Raw genomic sequence first — 18237 nt, forward strand, 5'->3', positions numbered from 1 at the left:
GGTCGGCCCCGCATTCCGGTTTCACAACCGGAATGCGGGGCCGTAACTGTCGTCGGGGAAGCCCGGGTGGTTCAGCTCGTGACCGGACGCAGGACCTGCTTCGACGGGAGCGCGAAGCCCGAGACGAAGACGATCACGGCGCATCCGGCGCACACGAGATACGCGATCACGAAGCCCGCGGTGCCGATGCCGAGCCCACCACCGAGGGTGTGGGCCGCGAGCACCGACGCGACCACCGCGCTGCACACGGTGCTGCCCACGGTGCGGAGCAGGACGTTGACGCCGTTCGCCGCCGCGTTCTGCGACAGGGGCACCGCGCCGAGCAGGAGTACCGGAAGCGTGCAGTACACCAGCGACGTGCCGATGGCCGCGACGAAGATGGCGACCACCACGACCCACAGCGGTTTGCCGGGCACCGCGTGGACGCTGTAACCGGCGAGCAGGAAGACCGCTCCCGTCATGATCGTGATCTTGGGTCCGAAGCGCTCGGTGATCCGGGAGGCCACGATCGCGAAGATCATCATCGCGAAGCTCGCCGCGAGCTGGCACGCCGCGGCCTGGAGGATGGTCAGGTCGTATCCGGCCCCGTGCGCGGACGACGCCTGCAGCAACTGGGTGGTGATGAGGGTGTTGCCGTAGAAGGCGAACCCGACGAGCAGCGCCGACAGGTGCGGTGCGAGGACGGAGCGGCGGGCCGAGACGCGGAGGTCGACGAGCGGGTTGCGGTTGCGCAATTGTTGCACGCCCCAGAGCACGAACAGCAGCACCGCCGCGGCGAACGAGAGCAGCACTGCAGGACTCGTCCAGCCCCATGTGCTGCCCTGGGTGATGGGCACGAGCAGGCACACCAGGGCGGCGGACAGGCCGGCGGCACCTACCGCGTCGAAACGACCACCGGTGCGGCTGCTCGACTCCGGGATGACGATCCACGCCGCGAGGGCCACACCGGCCCCGATGGCGGCGGTGATCCAGAAGAGCAGGTGCCAGTCGGCGAACTGGACGATGGCGGCTGCGAACGGGATGCCGACCGCGGTACCGATACCGAGGGTCGAACTGAGCATCGCGATCGAGCGCTCCACCCGATCGCGGGGCAGGACCTCCCGGAGGATCGCCATGCCGATGGGCAGTACGGCCGCACCGGCGCCCTGCAGTCCGCGGGCGAGGATGAGCAATCCGATGTCGGAGGTCAGCGCGCAGACCAGCGAGCCGAGGGTCATGAGTGCGAATGCGATGAGCAGCATCCGCTTCTTGCCGATCATGTCGGCGAGACGGCCGAAGATGGGCGTCATCACCGCACCGACCAGCAGTGTGCTCGTCACCAGCCACGACACCGCGGTGGGTCCGGCGCCGGTGAAGCCCGGCATGCTCGGCAGGAGCGGCACCATGACGGTCTGCATGATGGCCTGGAAGACGGCTCCCACCGCGAGGACCGGGAAGACGAGGTGCCCCAGGTCGCGTCGCTTCTTCTCCGTAGCTCCCGACGCCGAGCGCGTCGGAGCGGAGGCGGACCTACCCGGTACGTGCAGGCGCAGAGGGAGCGAGATCGACATCGACGCCCTCCTCACCGAATAGGTAAATAGCCGTTCACCACATTAGGTGAACGGCCATTTACCCTCAAGGGGAGTGACCAAAGTCATTTCAGTGGCTAAGAACCGTCTCCGTCGAGCAGTCGCTGCACCAGCGGCGCGTACAGCGCCACCACATCCTCGACTCTGCCGGTCGCGCGTTCCTGCATCATCCGACGACGCATGATCGCCAACCCCATCACCGCCGACATCGCCAGCTCGGCCCGGAGACGGGCATCCGGCCCCGGAAGACGCGCGGCGAGCGCGTCGATCATCTGCGCGGAGTAGTTGTCGCGGAGCATGCGATTACTCTCCTCGCTACCCCCACTCATGAACAGAATGTTCATCGACAACGGCTTGTAGGGCTCGAGCGGGCGAGCGAGCATCGCCACCATCCGCTCGCCCAGACTCTCGAGCGGACCGTCGAACAACACCTGCGCGCCGTACTGGAAGTCGACGAGCTCTTCGTACAACTGCTCCTTCGAACCGAAGTACTTGATGATCAGCGGTGCGCTGACACCCGCTTCCTCCGCGATGTCCTTGAGGGTGATGTCGCGGTAGGGGCGCGTCGCGAACGCCTTGCCGGCCGCGTCGATGATCAACTTCCTCGTCTCGTCGGAAGTTCGGCGACGCTTCTCGGGCTCCCCTCGGTGCGATGCCTCCGTGCTGCGCACGGTCACATCGCCCGCCTCCCCGACAACGCTCGTCCCAGGGTCAGCTCGTCCGCGAACTCGAGATCGCCGCCCATCGGCAGACCCGAGGCCAGGCGTGTCACGCTCAGGCCCGGGAAGTCGCGGAGCATCCGCACCAGATAGGTGGCGGTCGCCTCGCCCTCGGTGTTGGGGTCGGTCGCGATGATCACCTCGGAGACGTCGACACCGTCCTCCTGGTTACCGATCCGGGTGAGCAGTTCGCGGATGTGCAGTTGGTCGGGGCCCACACCGTTGAGCGGGTCGAGGGCACCGCCGAGCACGTGATAGCGCCCCCGGAACTCGCGGGTGCGCTCGATCGCCTGCACGTCCTTGGGTTCCTCGACCACACAGATCACCGTGCGGTCGCGACGAGGATCGGAGCAGATGCGGCACCGCTGCTGGTCCGAGACGGTGCCACAGACCTCGCAGAACTGCACACCGTCGCGGATCCGCTGCAGCGCCGCCTGCAGGCGGTCGATCTCGGGCGGCTCGACCGAGAGCAGATGGAACGCGATGCGCTGGGCACTCTTCGGGCCGACGCCCGGAAGCTTGCCCAGCTCGTCGATGAGGTCCTGTACCGGTCCTTCGTACAACGCCGACCTCTAGAAACCGGGCAGGCCGGGGATTCCGCCGCCGAGCCCACCCGCGAGCGGGCCGAGCTTTTCGGCCGCGATGTCCTGGGCCTTCGCCGAGGCATCCGCGATCGCACCGACCACGAGATCCTGCAGGGTCTCGACGTCGTCGGGATCGACGACCTTCGGGTCGATCTTCACGGACACGACCTCGCCCGTGCCCTTCACCGTCGCCGTGACGAGACCACCGCCGGCCTGGCCGGTGACCTCCGCCTGCGCCATCTCGTTCTGCGCAGCGACGAGCTGTTGCTGCATCTGCTGGGCCTGGGCGAGGAGTTGCTGCATGTCGGGCATTCCACCACCGGGTTGCACGGCACGTCCTTTCTGAAGTGTGTACGCCAGCCTAGTCGCGGCGCATCGTGGTCGGCACGGACGCCGAGATCGACGAAACCGAGGTCAGTCGACTTCCTTCTTCAGGTTCTCGAGCACCTGCTGCTGGATCTTCCGCAGGCCGAGCGGCGCGAACGTCTTCTCGAAGAAGCCCTTGACCCCTCCGGCACCCTTCCACTGCGTGAGCACGACGACCGTCGAACCCGTCCCGTTCGGTACGACGCTGTAGGTCGTCTCGAGCGTGGAGTTCGCGTCGGTCTCCGTGACGGTACTGCCCTTCACCGACACGGTGGCCTGCACGTCACGCTGCCGCTTCTCCGTGGCCTGGAGGATCCAGTGCACGACCGTGCCGTCGCCGCGGCCACCGGAGATCACGCGGTAGTCGCGGTAGTGCTCGGTGAGGATGCGCGGACGGACGGTCTCGTAGTCGGCGAGTGCGGTCAGTACCGCCTCGGGAGCGGCCGCCAACTGGATCGAACTGCTTGCGCTGACCTGTGCCATGAACGACTCCTTCTGTTACTTGCGGGCTCGAATGTGCCTGTGACGACTGCACCCATCCTGCCTTCCGCCTTTCGGGACGGATGCGACCGCCGGGTCTATTGTGGACGTGCCACTGATGCGCCGCTCCGAGGAGTCGAATGCAGATGCCGAGATCGTCAGGTGTGAAGGTCCCGTACGGGGAGGCGGTACACCGGCACGGTGTCGAGCGTCTGCTGCGCTCGTACCGCGCGATACCGGCCGACGCGCCCGTGCGACTCGCCAAGAAGACGTCGAACCTGTTTCGCGCTCGCGCCGCGGTGAACGCCCCCGGACTCGACGTCTCCGGTCTCGGCGGGGTCATCTCGGTCGACCCGCAGGCCCGCACCGCCGACGTCGCCGGAATGTGCACCTACGAGGATCTCGTCGACGCGACCCTGCCCTACGGTCTCGCCCCGCTGGTCGTCCCGCAGTTGAAGACCATCACGCTCGGCGGCGCCGTCACCGGACTCGGCATCGAGTCGACGTCCTTCCGGAACGGTCTCCCCCACGAGTCGGTGCTCGAGATGGACATCCTCACCGGGTCCGGCGAGATAGTCACCGCCCGCCCCGAGGGCGAGACCGCCGATCTGTTCCACGGCTTCCCCAACTCCTACGGTTCCCTCGGGTACGCGACGCGCCTGCGCATCGAACTCGAACCGGTGAAGCGGTACGTAGCGCTGCGGCACCTGCGATTCGACACGATCGCCGACCTGCAGTCCGTCCTCGCAAGGATCGTCGACGAGCGCACCTGGGACGGCACGCCGGTCGACTACCTCGACGGTGTCGTCTTCTCCGCAGCCGAGAGCTACCTGACGCTCGGCACGCAGACCGACGAACCGGGCTCCGTCAGCGATTACACCGGGCAGGACATCTACTACCGGTCGATCCAGCACGTCTCCGTCAACCGCCCCAAGGAGGATCGGCTCACGATCCGCGACTATCTGTGGCGGTGGGACACCGACTGGTTCTGGTGCTCACGCGCGTTCGGCGCCCAGGACCCGAAGATCCGCCGCCTGTGGCCGAAGCGGTTGCTGCGCAGCAGCTTCTACTGGAAGCTCATCGCCCTCGATCACAAGTACTCGGTGGCCGACCGGATCGAGGCACGTAAGGGCAACCCGCCCCGCGAGCGCGTCGTGCAGGACATCGAGGTTCCGCTCGAACGCACCCGGGAGTTCGTCGAGTGGTTCCTCGACGAGATTCCCATCGAACCGATCTGGTTGTGCCCCTTGAAATTGCGCGACATCGAGTCGTCTCCGGAGGGCCGGCGTTCGAGCGCCTCGGACGCCCAGCGTCCGTGGCCGCTGTACCCACTCGAGCCGAAGCGCGCCTATGTGAACGTCGGGTTCTGGTCGTCCGTTCCCATCGTGCCCGGCGCCGAGGAAGGCGCCGCCAACCGGTTGATCGAGAAGAAGGTCGCCGAACTCGACGGGCACAAATCGCTCTACTCGGATTCCTACTACTCGAAGGACGAGTTCGAGAAACTCTATTACGGCGGTGGCGAATACCCCGCCCTCAAGCAGAAATACGACCCTCGGTCCCGTCTACTGGACCTCTTCTCGAAGGCGGTGCAACGAAAGTGACCATTTTCAAGGCCGAGAACGATCGACCCATCGAGGACAAGCTGGCTCTCGCCCAGATCGTCGAGATCGTGACCGGCGGCGACATGCCGCTGCGCTTCACGGCCTACGACGGCTCCGCAGCGGGCCCGGAGAACTCCCCCTACGGTCTGCACCTCGCATCCCCCAAGGGCGCGACGTACATCGCTACGGCCCCGGGCGATCTGGGCATGGCCCGGGCGTACATCTCGGGCGATCTCGAGGCGAAGGGGGTACACCCCGGCAACCCCTACGAGTTGCTCGCCTCGCTCGGCGACCTGCACTTCGAGCGCCCCCCGGCCCGCGTCCTCGCACAGATCGCCCGGTCGCTCGGAACCGAACTGCTCAAGCCGATCGCGCCGCCGCCGCAGGAGCACCTGCCGCGCTGGCGCCGGATCGCCGAGGGTCTTCGGCACTCGAAGGCACGCGACGCCGAAGTCATCCACCATCACTACGACGTGTCGAACGAGTTCTACGAGTACGTGCTCGGCCCGTCGATGACGTACACCTGCGCCGTCTTCGAATCCGAGAACCAGAGCCTCGAGGACGCCCAGGAGAACAAGTACCGCCTGGTCTTCGAGAAGCTGCGCCTGAAGCCCGGCGACCGTCTGCTCGACATCGGTTGCGGCTGGGGCGGCATGGTGCGGTACGCCGCGCGGCGCGGCGTGAAGGCGCTCGGTGTGACGCTCTCCAGGGAACAGGCCGAGTGGGCGCAGAAGGCCATCGTCGAGGAGGGCCTGAGCGACCTGGCCGAGGTCCGGCACTCCGACTACCGCGACGTGCCCGAGGGCGGGTTCGACGCGATCTCGTCGATCGGCCTGACCGAGCACATCGGGGTCGCCAACTACCCGGCGTACTTCCGGTTCCTCCACGACAAGCTGCGTGCCGGGGGTCTGCTGCTCAACCACTGCATCACCCGGCCGACCAACAACACCCGGGCCAAGGCCGGCGGTTTCATCGACCGGTACGTCTTCCCCGACGGGGAGCTCACCGGCTCGGGGCGCATCATCACCGAGGCGCAGAACGTCGGCTTCGAGGTGATGCACGAGGAGAACCTCCGCGAGCACTACGCCCTGACGCTGAAGGGCTGGTGCGAGTACCTCGAGAAGCACTGGGATGCCTGCGTCGCCGAGGTCGGTGAGGGCACGGCTCGTCTGTGGGGGCTGTACATGGCCGGCTCGCGCCTCGGCTTCGAACGCAACGTGGTGCAGCTGCACCAGGTGCTCGCGGTCAAGCTGGACGACGACAAGAAGCCGCAGGTGCCGCTGCGGCCCTGGTGGGTCGCCTAGGCAACTTCGCTGCCCGTGCGCGGTTTTGGTAGTTCCCGCTACCAAAACCGCGCACAAGCGCCGCAGGCGCCCTTCTCACGCACCCACCCCAATCGCGTCAGTACCGTGGCCACCTCCCCCGCCACCGCACACGGCGACCGCACGACCTCCTCGTATCCGAATACGAGCCGCGCCCTCCCGGCCAGTTCTGCCGCATTGTCACGGCGGCGATCCCGGAACGCGACCTCCCGCATGGAGTGCACCCGGCGCCCGTCGAGCCTGACGGTGAGCGCGTATCCACTCGAGTCGTACATGCAGTCCCCGTACAGGGTGCGTCCGTCGACCGTCACAGGTCCCTGACGCAGCGCGGAGGGAAGACCGTGCGCCTTCTCGACGTCGACGGCGTAGCGGTATTCGAGTACCGACTGCACACCGTCCGCCAGCAGTGCGACTGCATCGGCCAGCGCCCGTCGATACCGGTATGGGGGGCGCTCCTCCAGGCGTCGCCGGACGTCGATCAGCCGGATGTTGCCGTTCGTCACCGACCCGATCAGTGACGTGTATGCGTCGCGGGCAGTGTTCTCGGCGGTCGCGAGATCGAGTGCGGTGTCCGCCTTCGTCGTTCGGGGCGGGTTTCGATGGACAGCGATATGCGCGTAGGCACGTGAGCGGTGCACGACGACGCCCGGATGGACGATGAGTATTGCTGCGTCGCCGCCGTAGAGAAGTGCGGCCTCGAGCATCATCGTGCGTGTGAGCGGCCCACTGGACACCGCATAGACACCTTGGAGCACGCGTTGCCAGCGCCCGGTGTCGAGGAGATGTCGCACCTGCCCGCGGCCGACTCCGAGACGACTCAGATGGGTCTGGGTTACCAGTCCCGAACGCGTGTCGAACAAATGCTGCAGGTCGTGCCCCTGTGCCTCCCCCATGCGGTGATGATGCCGCAACACCTACAGGGAAAGGGCCCCCGACCAGAGGTCGAGAGCCCTTCCTGTGGATAACTCGTGCGTGGTTCTGGTAGTGGCTACTACCAGAACCACGCACGGGCAGCGTCAGCTGCGCAGGCTGGCCGGCGGGGTGAAGCGCTCGCCGTACTTGGCGGCGAGTTCCTCGGCGCGCTTGACGAAGCCTTCCTTGCCACCCTTGTAACCGGTGATGAACTGTGCGACACCACCGGTCCAGGCCGGGAAGCCGATACCGAGGATCGAGCCGATGTTTGCGTCGGCGGTGGTTTCGAGAACACCCTCGTCGAAGCACTTCTGGGTCTCGATCGCCTCGGCGAACAGCATGCGGTCGATCAGATCCTGCAGCGGCACATCGAGCGTCGCTTCGGTCTTGTAGTGATCGCGCACGCCCTGCCAGATGCCCTGGCGCTTGCCGTTCTCGTCGTACTCGTAGAAACCGGCCTTCTCGAGGCGGCCCGGACGGCCCTGCTCGATCATCCAGTCGACGACGTCGAGCGCGGGATGCCGCGTGGCGCCGAGCTTGGTGTCGCCCTGCTTGGCGGCCTCCTCGGTCTCCTTCGCGATCTTCTGCATGAGCTTCATGTTCAGCTCGTCGGTCAGCTGCAGCGGCGGAGCCGGGTAGCCCGCCTGCGAACCGGCCTGCTCGATCGTCGCGGGCTCGATGCCCTCGCCGAGCATGGCGATGGCCTCGTTCACGAAGGTGCCGATCACGCGCGAGGTGAAGAAGCCGCGACTGTCGTTGACGACGATCGGGGTCTTGCGGATCGCGAGCGTGTAGTCGAACACGCGGGCCAGGGCCTCGTCGGAGGTCTTCTCACCCTTGATGATCTCGACCAGCGGCATCTTGTCGACCGGCGAGAAGAAGTGGATACCGATGAAGTCCTCGGGGCGCTTGACGCCGGTCGCGAGACCGGTGATCGGCAGCGTCGAGGTGTTCGAGCCGAGCAGCGCGTCGGGATCGACGATGTCCTCGATCTCCTGGAACACCTTGTGCTTGAGCTCGGTGTTCTCGAAGACGGCCTCGATGACGAAGTCGACACCCGCGAAATCGGCGGCGTCGGCGGTCGGCGTGATGCGATCGAGCAGAGCCTTCGACTTCTCCTCGGTCGTCTTGCCGCGCGAGAGAGCCTTGGCCTCGATCTTCTCCGAGTAGTTCTTGCCGCGCTCTGCTGCCTCGAGGGTGACGTCCTTGAGGACGACCTCGAAACCGGCACGGGCGGAGACGTACGCGATGCCGGCGCCCATCATGCCTGCACCGAGAACACCGACCTTCTTGATCTCACGCTTCGGCACGTCCTTCGGACGCGAGGCGCCCGAGTTGATGGACTGCATGTCGAAGAAGAACGCCTGGATCATGTTCTTCGCAACCTGGCCGGTGGCGAGCTCGACGAAGTACCGCGACTCGATGGTCGAGGCGTTGTCGAAATCGACCTGCGAGCCCTCGACGGCGGCGGCCATGATCGCGCGCGGAGCCGGCATCGGGGCGCCCTTGATCTGCTTGCGCAGGTTCGCGGGGAAGGCCGGGAGGTTCGCGGCGAAGGCAGGGCTGGAGGGGGTGCCACCGGGGATCTTGTAGCCCTTGACATCCCACGGCTGGACGCCGCCCTCGGGATTGGCCTTGATCCATGCCTTGGCGGCCGGGACGAGCTCCTCGATGCTGCCCACGACGTCGTGGATCAGGCCGATCTCCTTGGCCTTGACGGCGTTGTACTTGTTGCCCTGCAGCAGAACCGAGAGCAGCGCGGTCTGGATGCCGAGCAGGCGCACGGTGCGGGTGACGCCGCCACCACCGGGCAGCAGGCCGAGGCTGGCCTCGGGCAGGCCGATCTGGATGCCCTTGACGTCGGCCGCGATGCGGTGATGCGTCGCGAGCGCGATCTCGAGACCGCCACCGAGAGCCGCACCGTTGATGGCGGCGACGACGGGCTTACCGAGGGTCTCGAGGCGACGCAGGTCGGCCTTGATGCCCTGGACCTCGTCGAACGCGGCCTGCGCGTCGTCGGGTCCGATCGCGATGAGGTTGCGCAGGTCGCCGCCGGCGAAGAAGGTCTTCTTCGCGGAGGTGATCACCACACCGGTGATGGAGTCCTGCTCCTCGTACAGGCGGTCGACGGTGGCCTTCATCGACGCCTTGTACAGCTCGTTCATCGTGTTGGCGCCCTGGTTGGGGTCGTCGAGGGTCAGCACGACGATGCCGTCGGCGTCCTTCTCCCAGGAAATCATGTTGTCGCTCACTGTTTTTCGAATTCCTTCCGGTGTCAGACGCGCTCGATGATGGTGGCCACACCCATGCCGCCACCGATGCACAGGGTGACGAGGGCGCGCTTGGCTCCGCGGCGCTCGAGCTCGTCGATCATGGTGCCGGTGATCATGGCGCCGGTGGCGCCGAGCGGGTGGCCCATCGCGATGGCGCCGCCGTTGACGTTGAGCTTCTCGTCCGGGATGTTCAGGTCCTTCTGGAACTTCAGGACGACGGAGGCGAACGCCTCGTTGATCTCGAACAGGTCGATGTCGTCGACCGTCAGACCCGCTGCCGCGAGAACCTTGTGCGCGGCCGGCGTGGGACCGGTGAGCATGATGGTCGAATCGGCACCGGAGGTGGCCGTGGCGACGACGCGGGCGCGCGGGGTCAGGCCGAGGTCCTTGCCGGCCTGCTCGGATCCGACGAGTACCAGCGCGGCACCGTCGACGATGCCGGAGCTGTTGCCACCGTGGTGGACGTGGTCGATCTTCTCCACGAAGTGGTACTTCTGCAGCGCGACGGCGTCGAAGCCGCCCATCTCGCCGACACCCGCGAACGACGGAGCGAGCTTGGCGAGGCCCTCGAGGGTGGAGTCGGGGCGCATGTGCTCGTCGTGATCGAGGATGGTCAGACCGTTCTGGTCCTTGACCGGCACGACCGACTTGGAGAAGTAGCCGCCCGACCAGGCTGCCGCGGCGAGCTGCTGCGAACGCAGGGCGTAGGCGTCGACGTCCTCGCGGGTGAAGCCCTCGATGGTCGCGATGAGGTCGGCCGAGATGCCCTGCGGCACCAGGTAGCTGTCGTAGTTGGTGGCGGGATCGAGCATCCACGCGCCACCGTCGGAGCCCATGGGAACGCGCGACATGGACTCGACACCGCCGGCGAGGACGAGCTCGTCCCAGCCCGAGCGGACCTTCTGCGCAGCCATGTTGACGGCCTCGAGGCCCGACGCGCAGAAGCGGTTGATCTGGACGCCGCCGGTGGTGACCGGCAGGTTCGCGACGGTGACAGCGGTGCGGGCGATGTCGGCACCCTGATCGCCGACGGGGCCGACGACACCGAGGATCAGGTCGGAGATGCGGTTCTCGTCGAGATCGGGGAAGCGAACACGCAGCTCGTCGATCAGGCCCGTAACCAGGGAGATCGGCTTGACGGAGTGCAGCGAGCCCGTCTTCTTGCCTCGGCCGCGTGGTGTTCGGATGGCTTCATAGATGAATGCCTCGGTGGTCACAGTGCGCAGGTTCCTTCCCGTGCTTGCGGAGCGACGGCACCCACGGCCCGGCAAAGGGCCGCCGTGCCCAACCTCCCCCACGTTAGAAGCGCGCGACCCTCGGCGGTAAGGACCGAAGCGATCGGTGTCCGTGACCGAACCGAACGCACCCGCGGGCGCTAGGGCGCCACCGCCGTGCGCAGCGCCGGTCCGGGACGCAGCACGTTCTCGACCTCGTCGAGCGGAACCGGGTCTTCGACGAGTTCGTCCCACGGATAGGTGGCGACGGTGCGGGTCAGGAAATCCACTGCCGAGCGTAGATGTCCGGGCTCGTAGTTGTGGACGCCGGTGACCATGAGCCATCGGCGCACGATCGTCTCGGGATCGACGGGAACGGCGGGGCCGGGCGCCACCGAGCCCGCGAGCACGAGGCGGCCTCCCACGTCCAGGCGCGGCACGAGCGACGCGATCGCCTCCGCCGAACCCGAGAAGTCGAGGGCGATGTCGACGGGACCGCCGTCGTCGAGAACCGCGCCGAACCGTTCGGCACGGGCCGCGCGCTGCGGGTCGATGTCCACGATCGTCACGTCGGCACCGGCCTCGGCGGACATGGCCACGGCCGCGATACCGAGCAACCCGGCCCCGCACACCACGACCCGGCGACCGGCGAGCTCACCGGCCGCCTCGACCACCGCGGCGGCCGTTGCCGTCGCGCACGACGCGGGTGCCGCGACGACGTCGGGCAGCGCGGCCGGGACGGGCACGGTCGTCGCGCCCGCCGGCAGCACGATGTACTCGGAGTAGGTGCCCGACAGCGGCCACGATCCGGTGAACGGTTCGTGGCCGACCTTGGTCACCGACCTGCACTTGGCCGTGCGTCCGGATCGACACCGGTCGCAATCGTGGCACGCGCACGTCACGCTCCACACGATCCGCTCCCCCGCGGCCACGGAGGCATGCGGACCGGCCGCGACGACCTCCCCTACCCCTTCGTGTCCGAGCACCGACGGCGCCGGACCGGAGCGGCGCCCGGACACGGTGTGCAGGTCGCTCCCACACACTGTGGCCAGGCGGACACGCACGAGTAGTTCGCGGTAACCGAGGGCCGGTATCGGCACCTTCCGCAACTCGATGCCCGTCCCGGTCCACACCGCCGTGCGACTCACACGACCTTCGAGCGGATCCATCCCGACATCCTTTCGATGACGTACACGACGACGAACACGATGACGACGATCGCGCCTGCGAATTCGAAGTTCAGCGTCCGGACCGCTTCGAAGAGAAGGAATCCCACACCTCCCGCACCGACGACGCCGAGGACGGTCGAGGTGCGGATGTTGACGTCGAGCAGGTACAGCGTCGATCCGACGACCGACGGGATCACCTGCGGAATCACGGCCGCGAAGAGGGTCTTCCACCAGCCGCCGCCGACCGCGCGGACCGCGTCGAGCGGGCCGAGATCGATCTCTTCGACCGCGTCGGCGACGAGTTTGCCGAGGAATCCGACGGACCCGATCGCGAGTGCACATGCCCCGGCGACCGGCCCGAGTCCGATCGCGGCCACGAATATCACCGCGAGGATCAGCTCGGGGATCGCCCGGACGACGAGGACGACGGCACGTGCGGCCGCATACACGGTGGGATGCGGCGACACGTTGCTCGCCGCGAGGATCCCGAACGGCAGTGAGAACACCGCCCCGACAGCGGTGGCGACCGCGCCGATCGCGAGGGTCTGCACCACCGCGTCGGCCAGATCCCATCCCACCGCGGTGAAGTCCGGTGGCACGAGCCGTGTGAATACCTCGAGGGACGGTCCGATCCACGTGAACAGATCACGCGGATCGATGCGAAGAGCGACCAGAGCGAACAGAGTTGCTCCGGCGACGGTAACCGAGAAGACGATGCGCGAGAGGCGTTCTCGGCCCGGACCGTTCACGGACGGAGTGAGCAGGGCGCGCCGGACGAGGATGGCGACGACCTCCATCGCCGCGATGATCACCAGGATCACACAGACGATTCCGAGTGCACGCGGATAGACCAGTCCGCGCAGTGCGTCCTGCAGCGCGAACCCGATTCCGCCGGCTCCGACGAAGCCGAGGACGACGGAGGTTCGGAGGTTGATATCGATCCGGTAGACGAAGTTGGCGGTCCAGGCCGGAACAACCTGCGGCAGAACCGCATTGATCATTTCCCGGACATATCCGACTCCGGTGCTGCGCACGGCTTCGCGCGGGCCGGCGTCGGTCTGCTCGATCGCATCGGCGAACAACTTTCCGAGCATGCCGATCGAGTGGAGCGCCAGCGCCAGAATACCGGGCAGGACGCCGATTCCGAGTGCGCGGACGAACAGGACCGCGAACAGCAGGTCGGGCATGGCGCGACAGAACGTGATGACCGTGCGGGACCCGCGATACAGCACGGGATGCGGCGTCGTGTTTCGTGCGGCGAGGAACGCGAGCGGTATCGACGCGACCGCCGCGAGAACGGTGCCGAGCACCGCCATGAGCAGCGTCTCGAGAGCGAGCACACCGATGCGACCGGGGTCGTCGAGCCGCGGCGGAAGCATGCGCTCGATCAGGCCGGCCATCGAATCGAGCCCGTCGAACAAGGTCGTGGGAGCGAAATCGATGTACGCGGCCGAGGCGGTCACTGCGATCGCGACGACGGCCCATCCGGCGGCGATCGTCCGCCGACGGTCACGACCGGTGTCGTGAGACCTCGTCTCCGTGCTGGGCGGGGCGAGGATGCTCATGCCGACCGTGCTCCGAGCGGGTCGGAGAGGGGTTCGACGCGCTGGTAGATCTCCATGGCCTCGTCGCGGGAGAGTCCGACGGCGGGTCGGTCGAGCACCTTGCGACCGTCCCGCAGCCCGACGATGCGGTGCGCCCAGCCGAGCGCGAGGTCCACCTGATGCAGCGTGCACACGACCGTGAGCTTGTCCTCCATGCACACGCGGAACAGCAGGTCCATGACCACGCCGGCGTTCTCCGGGTCGAGGGAGGCGACGGGTTCGTCGGCGAGCAGGACGGCCGGTCGTTGCATCAGGGTCCGCGCGATCGCCACACGCTGCTGCTGACCGCCCGAAAGCGTGTCGGCACGACGGTCCGCCAGATCGGCGAGCCCGACCCGGTCGAGATGTTCCCGTGCCTCGGCACGCATAGCCTTCGGGTAGGTGAGCGCTCCATAGCGGGGCAACGACAGTCTGCCGAGTCCCCCGATGAGCACGTTCTCGAGGCAACTCAGTCGTCCGACGAGGTTGAACTGCTGGAAGACGAAGCCGACGTCCTTGCGCAGCGACCGCAGTTCGCGTCGCGACGCGAGGTCGACGCGTGTCCCGGAGACCTCGATGCGACCCTCGGTGACGGAGTGCAGGCCGTTCAAGCAGCGTAGGAAGGTCGACTTCCCCGAGCCGGACAAGCCGAGAAGGACGACGAGTTCACTGCGGCGCACGTCGAGATCGACGCCGGACAGCGCGGTGGTGGCGCCGAATTCCTTCGTGACGCCGCGGGCCGAGACGACGAGGTCGTCACCGGCGACCTGGTGGGTGGGATCGGTGCTCATCGTCAGCCCTTGCACTTCTCGGATCCGGTGACCTCGCAGACGTGACGGACGCCGTCGTAGTCGGCATCGGTCGCGGGCACGACACCCCAGGCGCGTTCGTCGGTGATCCGGCATTCACCGTCGCAGTAACCCTGCGCGCGCAGGTAGTCGGCGTTGCCCTTCTCCGTCAGGATGGTGCCGAGCCGCTCGACGACCTCGTTGCCGAGCGAATTGTCGGCGACGAACAGCGATCCGGCGATCGTCTCGGATTCCCAGACCTTCTTCAGCTCGTTCTCCTCGAGGTCACCGCTCTCGATCATGGTCTTGTCGACCATCGTGTCGAAAGCGAATCCTGCCTCGCAGTCCCCCGCGGCGATCGCGAGGGCGGAGGCGTCGTGTCCGCCGGCGTAGACGGGGGTCAGGCCGGCCGCGAGATCCTGTTCGGTGCCGGATCCGATGACCCCCGCCTCGATGAGTCCCGCCGAGGGGTACAGGAATCCGGACGTCGAACCGGGGTCGACGAAACACACATCCTTGCCGGCGAAATCCTCGATGCTGCCGATCTCGGAGTTGCCGGACTGTGTCAGACCGTAGGAACGGTAGCCCGGTTCGGCGCCGGGATCCTGCACGACGGCACCGAGCGGCGTCGTGTCGGCACCGTTGATCTGCGCGACGACGTACGCGAAGGGACCGAAGAAGGCCAGATCGACGTTGTCGGCGATCATCCCTTCGACCACGCCCGCGTAATCGGAGGCCTGGACGAACTCGACGGTGGATCCGGTCTCGTCCTCGAGCATCGTCAGCAACGGCTCGTAACTCGACTTCAAATCGGACGAGTTCTCAGCGGGAATCGCACCGAGCGTGATGGTTTCGGGGAATCCTTGGTCGTTGAGCGTGTCGGGATCCGAACCACCGCAGGCGGTCAGCGCGAGGGTGAGCCCGGCGGCGAGACCGGCGGAGACGACGGCTCGACGATACGACAGGGAACGCATGGGATGGGTCCTTCGAGTCGGCAGGTCAGGAGAGGATCAGGGCGGGCAGAGCGGTGATCGAGTCGAGAACGTGGGTGGCACCGGCTTCTCGGAGTGTCGCCTCGTCGTGCGCTCCGGTGCGCGTGCCGGCGACGACGGACGCTCCGGACCGCAGACCCGAGAGCATGTCGCCGGCGGTGTCACCGACCACGGCGATCTCGCGGACGTCGTCGGTTCCGGTGCGCAGCAGCGCGGCGAGGATCATGTCGGGGTAGGGACGACCGCGACCGGCGTCGGCGGGCGTGAGGGCGATGTCGGCCAGGTCGAGCCAGCCGAGCGCGGTGAGCAGCCGGTCCTGGGTGGAGCGGCTGAATCCGGTGGTGAGCGCGACTTTCACGCCTGCCTCGCGCAGTTGCGTGATCGTCTTCTCCGCGCCCGGAATCGCGGCAACGTCCCCGGCGTCGACGAACCGTTCGTAGGCCTGTTCGAAGGCGTCGTTCGCGATCCGGGCGCGTTCGTCGCTGCCGAACAGCGCGCGGAAGACGACGATCTTCGACTGTCCCATGGTGTCGAGGACGTATCGGCGCGCGTCGTCCCGCTCGGGGCCGCTCTCGGGAAGGCCGACTGCGGTGGCTGCTTCGTCGAATGCGCGGACGACGAGCCCGTCGTCGGCGACGGTGGTTCCGGCCATGTCGAGCACGGCGAGTCGGATGGTGGTCATGATCTTCTGCTCCAGGGGGTTCGGGAGATCGGTCAGAGTCCGAGCAGGTCGGCGGTCTCTTCGCCGAGATAGGGACCGAGCGTCATACCGCGACCGCCCGGCCCTGCGACGACCCACACGTCCTCGTCGGCCTTCGCGCGGTGCACGAGCGCGGTGGGATCGATGCACTGGCTGTACACGCCGGCCCAGCGCCGGACGATGCGCGGGAGGCGGCGCCCGAGGAACTCTTCGGTGACGGCGGTGAGATGGTCGTAGGGGTCCTCGTCGACGTCGAAGTCGAACGGTTCGTCATAGGCGTGGGTGTCGCCGATGGTCAGTCCGCCGTGCAACCGTTGGACGCACAGCAACTGCATGCGGTGTTGCTCTGCGACCGGACGTTGCTGTTCGGTGGCGGTGAGGTTGTCGAGGGCGCTGCCGGCGAAACCCGGGTAGTAGCGCAGACTGTCGCCGTCGGTGATCGAGGTGGTGAGCGGTTCGTCCAGCGGTGCGGTCTGCATCATCTGCAAACGGACCCTGCGCAACGGCAGATCGCCGGCGAGGTCACGGGCCAGACCGCCGAGTGTCGCGCCGGGACAGGCCAGAACGAGATCGACCTCGTACACGGTGCCGTGATCGTCGCGTACCCGGACCGTCCCGTGCGGCGTGCGGGAGACGTCCCGGGCCTCGGTGGACGGCAGGAATCGATAACGACCCGACGTGGCGAGGTGCTGCCGGATCGCCGGGAGCGCGATGCGGGACTCCACGGCGGCGTCGGTACCGCAGTGCAGTGCAGCGACGAATTTCCCACGTAGCGCAGGGTTGATACCGCGCGCTTCGTCGGCATCGAGAAGTGCGAATCCCCGTCGTCCCGCGTCGTCACGCGCGACGGCCTCCTCGGCGACGGCGACCTCGGCGGCGGTGCGCAGCAGTGTCAGTGAACCGTTCGCACGGAAGCCGACGTCGGGTACGCGCGCGCCGAGGTCCTCCCACAGCTCACGGGACCGGAGGGTTGCGTCGAGTTCACCACGCGTGCGGCCGGAGACCCACACGAGTCCGAAATTGCGCACGGTGGCACCCCGCGCTTCCGGTTCGCGTTCGAGATGCAGGACGTCGTGTCCGCGGCGGACGGCGGCGTCGGCGTGTGCGGTGCCGAGGATGCCGCCACCGATGATCAGGATTCGCATGGGAACGACACTGAAGCATGGTCTAGACCAGATGGGGGTGGTTCGGCGAACGCACGGTGAACAGTTGGTATAGACCGGAATTCGGTTACGCTGAATGTGTGGCCACCGTCGTTCGTGAAGCGCGCACCCTCAAGCACCAGATCGTGCGCCGCCGGGTCGAGGACCTCCTCGACCAGCTCACCGTGGGAGACCAGGTGCCCTCCGAGCGCGATCTCGCGACCCGATTCGACGTCGCCCGCGAAACCGTCCGTCAGGCACTGCGCGAACTGCTCGTCGACGGCCGCATCGAACGACGGGGGCGCAGCACCGTTGTCGCCGGACCGAAGATCGTCCAACCCCTCGTCATCGGTTCCTACACCGAGGCCGCGCTCCTCGAAGGGCGAAGTGCCGGGCGTGTGCTGGTCGCGTGGACCGACCTCGTCGCCGACGACGAAACGGCCTGCCACCTCGGCATCGAAGCCGGAGATCCTGTCCTCGAACTCGAACGCGTCCTGCTCACCGACGGGGTTCATGTCGGACTCGAACGCACCCGCCTTCCCGCATACCGCTTTCCGGATCTACGCCGGACGCTCGATCCGTCGTCGTCGTTGTACGCCGCGATCCGCGCCTGCGGGATCACGTTCGCTCGGGCGGTCGAGAAGATCGAGACCACACTGCCCGACGCGCGCGAAGCCGCCCTGCTCGACGCCGATACCCGCACACCCATGTTGTTGCTCGAACGGATCTCCTACGACGAGAACGACGTCCCGATCGAGCACCGCCGCTCGCTCTATCGCGGCGACCGGATGTCGTTCGTCACGACCGTGACAGCCTGAACGCGA

Annotated in this window: 17 protein-coding genes; 3 read left to right on the plus strand and 14 right to left on the minus strand. The window is 67.2% G+C overall.

Annotated features, from left to right (window positions below; all coding sequences use genetic code 11):
• Window positions 1-71: 71 nt before the first annotated feature.
• The 5 genes from GON09_RS16030 to GON09_RS16050 all read right to left on the minus strand — a co-directional run bounded on the left by GON09_RS16030 (window position 72) and on the right by GON09_RS16050 (window position 3720).
• Window positions 72-1550: an MFS transporter gene (locus GON09_RS16030; RefSeq protein WP_213932647.1), complete on the minus strand. Its 1479-nt coding sequence runs from the start codon at window positions 1548-1550 to the stop codon at window positions 72-74.
• 95 nt (window positions 1551-1645) lie between these two features.
• Window positions 1646-2245 carry a TetR/AcrR family transcriptional regulator gene (locus GON09_RS16035; RefSeq protein ID WP_064061163.1) on the minus strand — a complete coding sequence of 200 codons (600 nt, stop codon included), beginning with the start codon at window positions 2243-2245 and terminating at the stop codon, window positions 1646-1648.
• Entirely contained in the window at window positions 2242-2850 is a 609-nt protein-coding gene (gene recR, locus GON09_RS16040; protein WP_016693177.1) for a recombination mediator RecR, read from the minus strand. Before recR ends, GON09_RS16035 begins: the two co-directional genes overlap by 4 nt.
• 9 nt (window positions 2851-2859) lie before the next feature.
• Complete coding sequence (locus GON09_RS16045; protein WP_016931828.1) at window positions 2860-3183, minus strand: YbaB/EbfC family nucleoid-associated protein; 324 nt, start codon at window positions 3181-3183, stop codon at window positions 2860-2862.
• 102 nt (window positions 3184-3285) lie between these two features.
• On the minus strand, window positions 3286-3720 hold the full coding sequence (locus GON09_RS16050) for an SRPBCC family protein (protein ID WP_213932648.1): 435 nt from the start codon (window positions 3718-3720) through the stop codon (window positions 3286-3288).
• Between the two features lie 137 nt (window positions 3721-3857).
• Between GON09_RS16050 and GON09_RS16055 the strand changes: the two genes are divergently transcribed.
• Window positions 3858-5318 carry an FAD-binding oxidoreductase gene (locus GON09_RS16055; protein WP_213932649.1) on the plus strand — a complete coding sequence of 487 codons (1461 nt, stop codon included), beginning with the start codon at window positions 3858-3860 and terminating at the stop codon, window positions 5316-5318.
• Window positions 5315-6622 carry a class I SAM-dependent methyltransferase gene (locus tag GON09_RS16060; RefSeq protein ID WP_213932650.1) on the plus strand — a complete coding sequence of 436 codons (1308 nt, stop codon included), beginning with the start codon at window positions 5315-5317 and terminating at the stop codon, window positions 6620-6622. Before GON09_RS16055 ends, GON09_RS16060 begins: the two co-directional genes overlap by 4 nt.
• A 38-nt stretch (window positions 6623-6660) precedes the next feature.
• Here GON09_RS16060 and GON09_RS16065 read toward each other — a convergent pair whose 3' ends face one another.
• From GON09_RS16065 to GON09_RS16105, 9 genes are all read right to left on the minus strand, one after another.
• Entirely contained in the window at window positions 6661-7533 is an 873-nt protein-coding gene (locus tag GON09_RS16065; protein WP_213932651.1) for a type IV toxin-antitoxin system AbiEi family antitoxin domain-containing protein, read from the minus strand.
• A 123-nt stretch (window positions 7534-7656) separates the two neighbouring features.
• Entirely contained in the window at window positions 7657-9804 is a 2148-nt protein-coding gene (locus tag GON09_RS16070; RefSeq protein ID WP_213932652.1) for a 3-hydroxyacyl-CoA dehydrogenase NAD-binding domain-containing protein, read from the minus strand.
• Window positions 9805-9827: 23 nt separating this feature from the next.
• Window positions 9828-11042: an acetyl-CoA C-acetyltransferase gene (locus GON09_RS16075; RefSeq protein ID WP_213932653.1), complete on the minus strand. Its 1215-nt coding sequence runs from the start codon at window positions 11040-11042 to the stop codon at window positions 9828-9830.
• 158 nt (window positions 11043-11200) lie between these two features.
• A complete protein-coding gene (locus GON09_RS16080; protein WP_213932654.1) occupies window positions 11201-12208 on the minus strand; it encodes a zinc-binding dehydrogenase in 1008 nt (335 codons plus the stop codon).
• Window positions 12184-13773: a phosphonate ABC transporter, permease protein PhnE gene (phnE, locus tag GON09_RS16085; RefSeq protein WP_213932655.1), complete on the minus strand. Its 1590-nt coding sequence runs from the start codon at window positions 13771-13773 to the stop codon at window positions 12184-12186. Before phnE ends, GON09_RS16080 begins: the two co-directional genes overlap by 25 nt.
• Window positions 13770-14582, minus strand: coding sequence for a phosphonate ABC transporter ATP-binding protein (gene phnC, locus GON09_RS16090; RefSeq protein WP_213932656.1), 813 nt, complete (start codon window positions 14580-14582; stop codon window positions 13770-13772). Before phnC ends, phnE begins: the two co-directional genes overlap by 4 nt.
• 2 nt (window positions 14583-14584) lie before the next feature.
• Complete coding sequence (locus GON09_RS16095) at window positions 14585-15553, minus strand: phosphate/phosphite/phosphonate ABC transporter substrate-binding protein (protein ID WP_213932657.1); 969 nt, start codon at window positions 15551-15553, stop codon at window positions 14585-14587.
• 25 nt (window positions 15554-15578) lie between these two features.
• Window positions 15579-16253 carry a phosphonatase-like hydrolase gene (locus GON09_RS16100; RefSeq protein ID WP_213932658.1) on the minus strand — a complete coding sequence of 225 codons (675 nt, stop codon included), beginning with the start codon at window positions 16251-16253 and terminating at the stop codon, window positions 15579-15581.
• Window positions 16254-16285: 32 nt separating this feature from the next.
• Window positions 16286-17416 (minus strand): TIGR03364 family FAD-dependent oxidoreductase, encoded by a 1131-nt coding sequence (locus GON09_RS16105; protein WP_213932659.1) that lies wholly within the window; start codon window positions 17414-17416, stop codon window positions 16286-16288.
• A 98-nt stretch (window positions 17417-17514) separates the two neighbouring features.
• On the opposite strand from GON09_RS16105, the gene GON09_RS16110 reads away from it, so the two are divergent.
• Entirely contained in the window at window positions 17515-18231 is a 717-nt protein-coding gene (locus GON09_RS16110) for a GntR family transcriptional regulator (protein WP_213932660.1), read from the plus strand.
• Window positions 18232-18237 lie beyond the last annotated feature (6 nt).

Source organism: Rhodococcus sp. B50 (genome assembly GCF_013602415.1).
GTDB lineage: Bacteria > Actinomycetota > Actinomycetes > Mycobacteriales > Mycobacteriaceae > Rhodococcus.